Genomic DNA, 11,479 nt, shown 5'->3' with positions numbered 1-11,479 from the left:
TTCTATCCCTATACGATTTCTCTTAAAATATCAATATAAAACTGAACTCCATCCTTTACCTCTTGCACATAAATAAATTCATCTGCAGAATGCGAACGTAAAGAGTCTCCTGGCCCTAATTTTACCGATTGGCATGTCAATCTACATTGATCAGAAAGTGTTGGAGATCCATAGGTTTTCTTACCTAATTTCAATCCTGCTTTTACAAACTCATGGTTGGGATCAATAAATGAAGAATTTAAACGCAATGATCTTGGTGTAACCGCACACTCTGTATTTTCTTTAATTATAGCAGCTATTTCTTGATTAGAATAGGCATCTGTCACCCTACAATCCACAACAAAATTTAATTCTGAAGGAACCACATTGTGTTGTTTTCCCGCATTGATTTGAGAAACAGTCATTTTTACTTTTCCTAAAGACTCTGATATTTTTGGAAACTCAAAAGAATTGAACCAATTTAAGTCTTTAAGTGCCATAAAAACAGGATTCTGATCATTCGGAATATGTGCAGCATGACCAGGAGTTCCAGTAACTTTACCATCAAATACAACAAGCCCTTTTTCAGCAATTGCCAAATCCAATAATGTAGGCTCTCCCACAATAGCAAAATCAATTCTAGGCAAAATCGGTTGCATATAAGCAATTCCATTTTCTCCTGATATTTCCTCCTCTGCAGTTGCTGCCAAAACAAAATTATATTTCAGATTTTCTTTCTCATAAAAATACACAAATGCAGCTATCAAACCTACCAAACACCCTCCGGCATCATTGGAACCAAGTCCAAATAATTTACCGTCTTCTATTGTTGCTTCAAATGGATCTCTTGTATAGGCTGCATTGGGCTTTACAGTATCATGATGTGAATTCAATAAAATAGTAGGTTTACTATCATCAAAATATTTATTTACTGCCCAAATATTGTGCAAATCTCTTTTAACTTCAATTCCTCTTTCAATTAACCAGGCTGATAATAATTTCGCCGTTGGATCTTCTTCCTTAGAAAAGGATTGAGTAACTATTAAAGATTTTAAAAGCTCTAAAGCGTCGTTTTGTAATTTTTCTAACATAATTATATTTCAATTACTTCTCGATACAATTTTTCATATTTCAAAATCACTCGAAGTGACATTTCATCCTGTCAGTTCAAATATTTCGTAACAAATTCTAAATTATATCGAGAACATTCATTTACAACGTTAGAGTTGTAAACAATTGTTCTTTGTTTAATATTACCGTTGGATTTCCAATGATAACTTCAGAAACTCCTTTTTGTAAAGCCTCAAAACAGTTTTCCATTTTCGGAAGCATTCCATCCGCTATGATTCCATCTTTTTTTAACTGTGCATACTTTGGAGTATCAATAGCAGTAATCACAGAATCATCATCATCAACAGAAGTCAATACTCCATTTTTTTCAAAAGTATAAATCAAAGAAACCTCATACTTTTCTGACATTCCAACTGCAATAGTTGAAGCAATCGTATCTGCATTGGTATTCAACAACTGTCCTTTTGTATCATGGGTAATGGCACAAAAAACAGGAGTCATTCCACCTTCAATAAAAGTTGCTATATTTCCTGCATTTATACTATCTACATCTCCTGCAAAACCATAATCAACATCTTTTACAATACGTTTATGCGCTTGAATTGAATTTCCATCAGCGCCAGACAAACCTAACGCATTGCAATCAAACTTTTGCAACGTTGCTGTAATGTTTTTATTCAGCAAACCAGCATATACCATTGTTACAATTTCCAAAGTGGTTGTATCTGTAACACGTCTTCCATTGATCATTGTTGCCTCTATTCCTAGATCAGCAGCTAATTGTGTTGCACGTTTTCCTCCTCCATGTACAAGAATTTTATTTCCTTGCAAAGCTGCAAAATCCGTTAGAAAGCTGTTTAGAGCCTCTGGATTGTTAATTACGTTACCTCCTACTTTTACAATGGTTAGTTTTTCCATATACTTAGATAAAATCTTTGTTTTTGATGTTCATTTTAATAAGAATCCTAAAAACAAAAGACTATTTTAAATTTTCTAATATTTTTTTCAATACGATTTGAGCTGAATATGTTCTGTTATTCGCTTGTTTGATAACAATAGAATTTTCAGAATCGATCACTTCATCAGCAACAACAACATTTCTACGAACGGGCAAACAATGCATAAATTTTGCATTATCAGTTACTTCCATTTTATCCCCAGAAATCATCCATGATTCATCTGTACAAGCCACTTTACCGTAGTCATTGTACGAAGACCAGTTTTTAGTATAGATGAAATCAGCACCTTCAAAAGCCTTTTTTTGATCGTATTCAATCGTAGCTCCTTTCGTTTTTTCTGGATTCAACTCATATCCTTTTGGATGGGTAATAACCACTTCAAAATCATCTTCATGCGCCAGTGCCATTTCTGCAAAAGAATTTCCTACAGCATGTGGCAAAGCTCTCGGATGTGGAGCCCAAGACAATACTACTTTTAATTTCTTTTTTTCAGGTTTATGTTCTTCAATGGTAATGGCATCTGCCAAAGCTTGCAAAGGGTGTCCTACTGAAGATTCCATATTCAAAATTGGTACAGTAGCATACTTCTTAAAACTTTCTAATACCTCCTCAGCTTCATCCTTTAGCTTATCTTCCAATCCTGCAAAAGCACGAATCGCAATCACATCGCAATATTGAGAAATTACTTGAGCCGCTTCTTTAATATGCTCAGATTTCCCTTGGTCCATAATTGTGCCATCTTCATACTCTAGCTGCCAACCTTCTGCTCCAAAATTCATTACAATTGGCTCCATTCCTAAATTCAACGCAGCCTTTTGAGTACTCAAACGCGTGCGCAAACTATTATTAAAGAATAACAAACCAATGGTTTTATTTTTACCTAAATCTTGAAATTGTAGAGGGTTTTTCTTTAATTCAATCGCTTCTTTCACCGTATCCTTGATACTTGGTAAATCGTGAATGGACATGTAATGTTTCATGGACTTCTTTTATTTAATAAGCCCCAAAAATACAAAATCAAAGCTTGATAAGCTACAATTAAAAAGCTCTAATTAGGAAAGCAGCCCATTGCAAAAAGAGATCTTTTCTAATTCAACAAAAAGTTGCCCATTAACCTACCTAACCGAACTTGACCAATATGAGTATAATGCAGATTATCTACATGTTTTGGAAAATCTCCCCATGGTAAGTTTTCTGGTGTTGCAATCATCTTCACAAAGCGATCCTTAGTTGCTACACGCTGCATAGCATTTCTAACAATTTGTGGCCCTTCCTTGAATTTTCGTGGCAAAGGGTTTACTTGACCAAATACAAAAGGTAAATCAGGTACCTTAAATTCAGTACGGTATCCTTCAATCAAATTAGTTAAATTTTGCTCATAATGCCCAGCTGTTTCTTTTTTATTGGTATCACTCTCTCCTTGCATCCAAGCCATTCCAATAATTCTATATGAAGTTCCACTATCCTGCATCCTCTGCAATTCTCTATGAATTTGTTTATGATGTGCCTTATATAACTGCAATTGCTTTCTTGCCTCTCCTCTTTCTGCAAAGTTCGATTTTTCTTTGGTCCAGTTTGGGTTCCAAGCTCCGTACAAAGAAGTTCCTCCTACTGCTTTTTTAATAAACAAATAATTTTGATTTGGGTTCGCTTCTGCTAAGGTTACCGCAATAAACATTTCGGGTCCAAAATGCTTGGTGAAATTATATTTTTCCGAAGCTTTACTTTCCCTGGGAGCAATAGGTTTTGGCTCTAACTTTGGATTGTCAGAAACTGCGAATAACACTCGATCTTGAATAGCACGTATTCTATTTTTTTGCTCGGTAGTAAGTGCATCAAAATCTCCATGACCTGCCATATTTGATTGTCCGGCAAGCAAAACTACATGTACTTCTTTTTCTTGAGCTAAACCAAAAGAAAAACTCATGACACATAACACTAATACATAAAACTCTCTCATCAACTTTTATTTTAAAATCCAATTCATAACTGCAGAAGTTAACTTTTCAGGTGCCATTTGATGCCCACCTTCAAACTCAAAAAACTTAATCTCAGCTTTTTGTTTCTTTAAAGTTTTAGCATCTATCTCTTTCCATTTATTAGCTCCTTTATCACTATTGCCATTTACCATAGCAACTTTTAAACTCTTTTGGTAATTCTTATTTTGATATTCATTACCTCCAAGCCAACCTCCAAAAGCAATAATACCTTTTATATTTTGATCGATTCTAGTAGTCAATTGATACGAACGCATGGCTCCTCCCGAAAATCCAGATAAAAACACTTGAGTTCCATCATGTGGAATATTTTTAAGAATAGACGCCAATACTTCATCTTCCATTTGTCGCTCTAATTCTTGATCTAACATGCCATTTTTCAACTTATCGCAGCCCACCAAAATAACCTCATTTTCTTCCGCTCCCAATTTCATCTTTTCAAGAATTTTCTTTCCTTCACCCGCAGGACTAAAAGAAATAATTAAAGGATACTTTTTGTTTTTAACCGATAACTGTTTTGGAATATAGACATGATATATCATATTCATATCTCCTGCTGCTCTGAATTTCAAAACAACTCCAGGAACGAGTTCTGTTATATTTTTAAATTCTTTTGCTGATATTTTTTTATTTAATGAGATTAGTTTTTCACCAAAAACAGTTCCTAAACGAAGTTGTCCCTCTGCATTATAATGTACATTATCAGAATGTTTCGGGTAATCACTCCATGGAATATCATTTTTAGTTGCAATAAAATCCGCACAATAATCCGAATTTGCAGTTTTCATTATGGCATTTCGAACCATTTCGGGTCCTCCATCAAAATCACCATATCGTGAATTAATTTGACCATAAACAACAGGCAATTCATTCAGTTTTAAATCGCGTTGGTAACTTGCCTTTAAATTTTTAAGATTTTTTCTGTAGCTCTTGGCAGAAACTTCATAGGCTGCATCATTTTCACCTTGCATCCAGCCAAAACCAATGATTTGATAGCTTTTATTATCTTTTTCTAACTGTTGAATTCCTTCAAGAATATCCGAGATATGCAATTGATACAACTTCAAGTTTTGTTTGTAATCTCCTTTTTCAACTTCCTTCGATTTCTCCGAACTCCATTTAGGGTTCCATGCGCCATATAAAGAAGTTCCTCCTTGAGAACGTTTGATCAACAAAAAATTCTTGTCAGGATATTTTTCCGCCAAGGTTACACCAATAAACAACTCTGGTCCGAATCGTTTTGTAAAATTGTACTTTTTACCAGGTTTATTATTGTAATAAGACAAAGGATAAGGTTTCGAACCATTAAAAATCACTGAAACCCTATCTTGTACATTTTCTATTCTTTGACGATTTAAAGGACTAAGGTTATCATAATTTCCACCTCCCGCCATATTAGACTGCCCCGCTAACAAAACAACTTGAACGTCCTTTTCAAAAATTTGAGCATTGGTGATGTTTAGATATAAGCAAACAGCTATAACTTGAAGGAATTTATATTTCATAGTCAATTATTAATCTCTTAAAACCACCTCAACAAAATACACTTCATTCGGTTTTAAAACTGGATTAGATGACACCTCTACACCTTTCAATAAATCCATACAAACCAATTCCCCATCATTTTTGGAAGTAATGTTTAAAGTAGCGTCGGCCTTCCCAACATTGACAACAGATAGGACTTGATTCCCTTTTGAATTTTTAACAACTTTCCAAATGCAGGTTTTTGTACCTACAGAATTCGTCTCTGTAACTTTTAAACCAGACAAAGAACCAAAATTTTCAAGTAATTGAATCCCTTCTTTTTTAAATGACTCTAGAGTATCTAGCTCTAACAATTGTCCGTTACTCTTTTTTAATTTAGGTAAAGAATTCCCATATTCATCCTTTTTCAAACTCTTTGCATCAATAAATACAACACCACCTTTATTTAGATAATTTTGTAGCGCATGTACCTCATCTGAGGTAGCAAACTCGGTGTCATAAACCATTACTACATCCCAATTAGAAAAATTTTGAGTTTTTAATATATTCTCTGTTGCAAAACCTAAAGATGTCCCTTCAAAATGTAAAGACTCATATAACTCAAACAAATCATCCATATGATGCGTTTTATTTATTGCAGAAGTTTTAGAATAAAACAAACGAATCGGTTTTCTCTGACGTTGCATCGCCATAATTTCCTCACCATAAGCATTCAAGTCAATCAAAGTCATGGCCACCTCATTCGTAACACGAGGCTGCTGATTATTAGAACCCGCATACCCTTTCAAATCTTTCTTAGTATTCAAAGATCCATCTTCTTTCCTAGGCCAGTACCAAATCTGACTTGCGGTCATTCCATAGGTGTGTGCTAACCAAAAAGTTGCTCTAGCATATGTTGGATCTTGATATAAATCTCTAGATCTGTTAGTCGACAAATAATGTAATTCTGAATTAAAGTTGATTTTATTTGGACTTACGGATTTCATAAAATCGTACCCCATACACAATTCTCTCCATCCAAAACTATAATGAGCCTCCCATTCATGAGGTTTCTTTTGCCAAATTCTTTTGTGTTCAGCTCCAGAATCATTTCCTATGATACCACTTAAATCCGTTAAGGCCTCCAAATCAATTCCATGAACTCTTTGATTTTCAGTCCATAAATTTGGCATTATTTTTAAATGCACCTTTGCCTCTGCATCATACTTTTGAATTTCTTCTTTCAAAAATTTATACCACTCTGTAACTCTGTTCATATTAAACACAGACCAATCATACCACATAGCAGATCCTCTATTGCTGATATCAATAGGAATCTCAATTTGAACTGAATCAAAACTTTTAAAATTTGTTCCCCAAACTGAATTCAAAGAATCTATGGACTCATGCTTTTTATGTAACCATACTTTAAATTTATCAATTGTATAGTTAGACACACCTCCAGAGGCCCATGGCAACTTTCCCTTTTTCTTATCATTCTGTGTATAAAAATGAGGCTCATTACACAACATATACCCCAATCCTGAAAATTGCTTACCTGCCGTATAAGGAACCACTGCAGCAAGTAATTTTTCTTGCAACACACGTGCACCAGGATTATCAATATCGTAGGTAGTATAAGTATCTTCTCGCATTTTAAAACCAGGACCATATTTCTGTTCTGCCCATTTTGGCACCCCTTTATGATTCATAAAAATAAATCCTAAAGATCCCTCTCCTTTGCTTTCTAATTCTGTTTTTTTTCGAGGAGAAAAATCACCTTTTTCGTTAACCACGTAAGAAGGTGTAAGAAAAAACCCATCTTGATCTCCATGATATTCGGTTAATTTTTTAGTTTTAGGTTTCCATGTATAATCCGCTAAAAAAACAGGTCTCCCGTTATAGGTTATTTGATCTTCTTCTACTTTTGCTTTTTTCCAATCAACTTTTGGACTATCTTTTCTAAACACTTCTTTCTTTAAAAGTAATTTTAAATAAGAATTAGCTTCTTTAAGCATCAATAAGACATCTTGCCTCTCAAAATCTGGCAATTCCAAACTCATTTTATGAGCATCTTTTTTATAAGATGTAACCTTTTGAAATGCATCTTCATTTATATCAGTGTTCTTTTCATCCCAATTAGCAAATTCCAAAAATATCTCTGCAGTTCGAATCGTTGTTTTTTCTTTAAGGACATCAATATTTTTTTTCTGAGCTTTTTTAATTAATTTTTCTAGAGATTTAATTTCTTGCCTAGCTTCTTTTTCAAGATCTTGACCAAATATTGAAACACTGACTAATAGTGTTATCATAAATAGTAATGGCTTCAAAAAAAGTGTTGGGAATTTCATAGGTTAAAATTTAGTAATTATGTTACCTACGAAGAACAAAAATTTCAGGAGTAATTTTGTTGCTCTCCGTTCATCTTTTTTATAGCTGCGTATATTTATTCTAAAACATGGCCCTATGAAACAAAAAAGCCTCATTCATAAATTGAATGAGGCTTAGTTCTATCGTTGATTAGATTTAAAGTAATTTTTTCAAAGCACTTATAAAAACATCAATATCTTGTTTTGTAACATTTAAAGGTGGTAATATTCTCAATAAATTTTTATTCATTGCTCCTCCTGTAAATATCTTTTCGTCGTAAATTAATTTTTTGCGCAATTCACCTACTTCAAAATCAAATTCTAGACCTAACATCAATCCTTGACCTTTGACTTGCTTTACGCCTTTTAATGATTTTACTTGTTCTTTGAAATATGTATTGATTTCTTTTACATTCTCTATAAGGTTGTCTTTTTTAATCACATCTAAAACTGCAATCCCAGCTGCACATGCTAAATGAGAACCTCCAAAAGTAGTCCCGAGCATTCCATACCAAGATTCAATATGTTTTGAAATCAATACTCCACCAATAGGGAAACCATTCCCCATTCCTTTTGCCATAGGAATAATATCTGCTTTTACATCATGTAATTGGTGTGCGAAAAATTTACCTGATCTTCCGTAACCAGATTGAACTTCGTCTAAAATCAAGCAAACATTATTTTCTTCAGTTACTTTTCTAACCGCTTTTAAAAACGCTGTTGTTGGCTCATCTAACCCACCAACTCCTTGAATAGGCTCTACAATAACAGCCGTTACATCTCCTTTTTCAATCTCATTCTTTACCGCTTCAATATCGTTTAACGGCAAAATTGTTACGGGATTATGAGCATTTACTGGAGCAATAATTTTTTTATTATCCGTTACAGATACCGCAGCAGATGTTCTACCATGGAACCCATTTTGAAAAGCAATTACTCTAGATTTTTTGTTGTAAAAAGAAGCTACTTTTATAGCATTTTCATTTGCTTCAGCTCCTGTAGAACACAAAAACAATTCATACTCCTCACCACAACCAGACAACTCTCCTAATTTATTGGATAATTCTTGTTGCAATGGGTTTTGAATTGCGTTCGAATAAAAAGCAATATTGCTCAATTGCTTTTCGATCATTCCTTTATAATGAGGATTGGTATGACCAATAGAGATTACACCATGCCCTCCGTATAAATCTAAATATTTTTCGTTTTTATCATCCCAAACATAGCAACCTTCTGCTTTTACAGGAGTTACATCGTATAATGGGTATACATCAAATAATTTCATTTTTTTTAGTATTTGGTATCAGGTATCAGGTATCAGGTATCTCAAAATCTTGATACTCGATACTTTGTACTTGATACTATTAAAACGCTGTTCCTTTCAAGTTCAATCCTTCCGTTTCTTCGTATCCAAAAATCAAGTTCATATTTTGAATTGCCTGTCCAGAAGCTCCTTTTAAAAGATTATCAATTGCGGAATAGATTAAAATATTATCACCATGCTTGATCAAAGAAAGAGCACATTTATTCGTGTTTACAACTTGCTTCATACTTACTGGTACATCCGTTATATGTACAAAAGGTGCATCCTTATAAAACTCAGTGTACAATGCTTTCGCTTCTTCTAAAGTACCCTCAAATTTTGTATAAATAGAAGCAAAAATTCCACGACTAAAGTTACCGCGATTCGGAATAAACAATAGCTCACCAGTTTTTGCTCCTTGCAAAGCCTCTAATGTTTCACCTATTTCACCTAAATGCTGATGTGTAAAAGGCTTGTATACTGAGAAATTATTATCTCTCCAAGGAAAATGAGATGTCGCAGAAGGAGAAACCCCAGCTCCTGTTGCTCCTGTAGTAGCATTGATATGAATATCATTTCCTAATTTTTTAGCTGCTGCTAAAGGCAACAATCCAAATTGAATACAAGTCGCAAAACAACCAGGATTCGCAATATAATTTGCTTTTTTAATTTCCTCCTTACTTACTTCAGGCAAACCGTATACAAAATCTTTTCCTTCAAAATTAGCGTCTGCATTCAAACGAAAATCATTAGATAAATCAATGATTCTTGTTGCATCAGAAAACGTATTATTTTGCAAGAAAGCAGTAGAGTTACCATGCCCCAAACACAAAAACAACACATCTACATCAGCATTGATAGTATCTGTAAAACTTTGCTCTGTATCACCTAGCAAATCAGCATGTACCGCATACAATTTGTTACCAGCGTTTGAAGTACTGTAAACAAAATCTAATGTAACTTTGGAGTGATTATTTATCAATCTAATCAACTCACCAGCTGTATAACCAGCTCCTCCAACTATTCCTGCTTTTATCATTTTTTTCGTTTTTGACAATTATAGAAAAACCCTTCGACAAGCTCAGGGTTCTTAATTTATGCGTCTAATAAATCTTTATTTACGTGATAGAAAATCTTGTTTTGCATTCCGTAAATTTTAATAAATCCTTTTGCATCATCAGAGCTCCAAGCATTATTTTCTTCACCATAATCCGCAAATCCTGAAGACATTAAATCAAACTCAGAATCAATACCTGTTACCATAAAATGGTATGGACGTAATGTTACAAACACATCACCAGTAACTGTTTTCTGAGAATCTTCTAAGAATTTCTCAATATTACGCATCAAAGGCTCTAAATATTGACCATCGTGAAAATAGGTTCCATACGTATTTGCCAAAGGCTCTTTTGTTAACTGTTGTGCCTTAGACAAGGTATGTTTCTCTAACAAATGGTGAGCTTTGATAATTACAGTAGCTGCTGCAGCTTCAAAACCTACACGTCCTTTAATACCCACAATGGTATCTCCAACATGTGTATCTCTACCAATTGCAAACTCAGAAGCAATAGCCTCTAATTTTAAAATATTATTTACAGCTGTATCCTTTACTCCGTTAAAGCCAACAAATTGTCCTTTTTCAAAGGTTAAAGTAACCCCCTCTTCATCATTTCTTTTCAGCTGGCTTGGATATGCCGATTCTGGCAACGCTTCCTTAGATTTTAAAGTTTCAACTCCACCTACAGAAGTACCCCATATACCTTTATTGATAGAATATTTAGATTTCTCCCAGTTCATATCTACTCCGTGTTTCACCAAGTAATCAATTTCTACTTGACGAGATAATTTTAAATCACGGATTGGAGTTAAAATTTCTATTTCAGGTGCAATTGTTTGAAAAATCATATCAAAACGAACTTGATCATTTCCTGCTCCTGTACTACCATGAGCGATATATTTTGCACCAATGCTTTTCGCATATTTCACAACCTCAATAGATTGAAAAACACGTTCAGCACTTACAGACAAAGGATAAGTATTGTTTTTCAACACATTACCATACACCATGTATTTAATCGCTTTTGCGTAGTAATCTTCTAAAATATTTTTATTGGTGTGAGAAGTTACTCCCATATCATAGGCTTTCTTTTCTACAACTTCCAACTCTTCTTCGCTAAAACCACCAGTATTCACCAAAATACCGTGTACCTCTAAATTCAATTCGTTGATTAAATACTTCACACAATATGATGTATCCAATCCTCCACTGTATGCTAAAACTACTTTATCCATGATATATTCTTTGCGTTTTACATCCTAAGATGAAAACATTTTTTT

At 34.0% G+C, this 11,479-nt stretch carries 9 protein-coding genes; all 9 read right to left on the bottom strand.

Annotation, left to right across the window (positions count from 1 at the left end; genetic code table 11):
- Positions 1-8: 8 nt before the first annotated feature.
- The 9 genes from AC2DZ0_RS12610 to AC2DZ0_RS12570 all read right to left on the bottom strand — a co-directional run bounded on the left by AC2DZ0_RS12610 (position 9) and on the right by AC2DZ0_RS12570 (position 11,434).
- Positions 9-1,070, bottom strand: a complete 1,062-nt coding sequence (locus AC2DZ0_RS12610) for a M20 family metallo-hydrolase (RefSeq protein ID WP_484642160.1) — start codon at positions 1,068-1,070, stop codon at positions 9-11.
- A 121-nt stretch (positions 1,071-1,191) separates the two neighbouring features.
- Complete coding sequence (argB, locus tag AC2DZ0_RS12605; RefSeq protein WP_484642159.1) at positions 1,192-1,968, bottom strand: acetylglutamate kinase; 777 nt, start codon at positions 1,966-1,968, stop codon at positions 1,192-1,194.
- A 61-nt stretch (positions 1,969-2,029) separates the two neighbouring features.
- The gene (locus AC2DZ0_RS12600) at positions 2,030-2,989 is read right to left on the bottom strand and encodes an N-acetylornithine carbamoyltransferase (RefSeq protein ID WP_484490408.1); all 960 of its coding nucleotides are present in this window, start codon (positions 2,987-2,989) and stop codon (positions 2,030-2,032) included.
- 107 nt (positions 2,990-3,096) lie between these two features.
- Positions 3,097-3,969 carry a sialate O-acetylesterase gene (locus tag AC2DZ0_RS12595; RefSeq protein WP_484642157.1) on the bottom strand — a complete coding sequence of 291 codons (873 nt, stop codon included), beginning with the start codon at positions 3,967-3,969 and terminating at the stop codon, positions 3,097-3,099.
- Positions 3,970-3,975: 6 nt separating this feature from the next.
- Positions 3,976-5,511: a sialate O-acetylesterase gene (locus tag AC2DZ0_RS12590; RefSeq protein ID WP_484642155.1), complete on the bottom strand. Its 1,536-nt coding sequence runs from the start codon at positions 5,509-5,511 to the stop codon at positions 3,976-3,978.
- A gap of 9 nt (positions 5,512-5,520) precedes the next feature.
- Positions 5,521-7,782, bottom strand: a complete 2,262-nt coding sequence (locus tag AC2DZ0_RS12585) for a beta-galactosidase (RefSeq protein ID WP_484642154.1) — start codon at positions 7,780-7,782, stop codon at positions 5,521-5,523.
- Positions 7,783-7,996: 214 nt separating this feature from the next.
- Complete coding sequence (locus AC2DZ0_RS12580; protein ID WP_484642153.1) at positions 7,997-9,124, bottom strand: aspartate aminotransferase family protein; 1,128 nt, start codon at positions 9,122-9,124, stop codon at positions 7,997-7,999.
- A gap of 79 nt (positions 9,125-9,203) precedes the next feature.
- Positions 9,204-10,181: an N-acetyl-gamma-glutamyl-phosphate reductase gene (argC, locus tag AC2DZ0_RS12575; protein ID WP_484642152.1), complete on the bottom strand. Its 978-nt coding sequence runs from the start codon at positions 10,179-10,181 to the stop codon at positions 9,204-9,206.
- Between the two features lie 56 nt (positions 10,182-10,237).
- Positions 10,238-11,434 (bottom strand): argininosuccinate synthase, encoded by a 1,197-nt coding sequence (locus AC2DZ0_RS12570; RefSeq protein ID WP_484642150.1) that lies wholly within the window; start codon positions 11,432-11,434, stop codon positions 10,238-10,240.
- Positions 11,435-11,479 lie beyond the last annotated feature (45 nt).

The organism is Flavicella sp. IMCC45668, assembly GCF_057219105.1.
The sequence above is the reverse complement of the archived record's forward strand: the minus strand, read 5'-3'. Positions and strand labels throughout refer to the sequence as shown.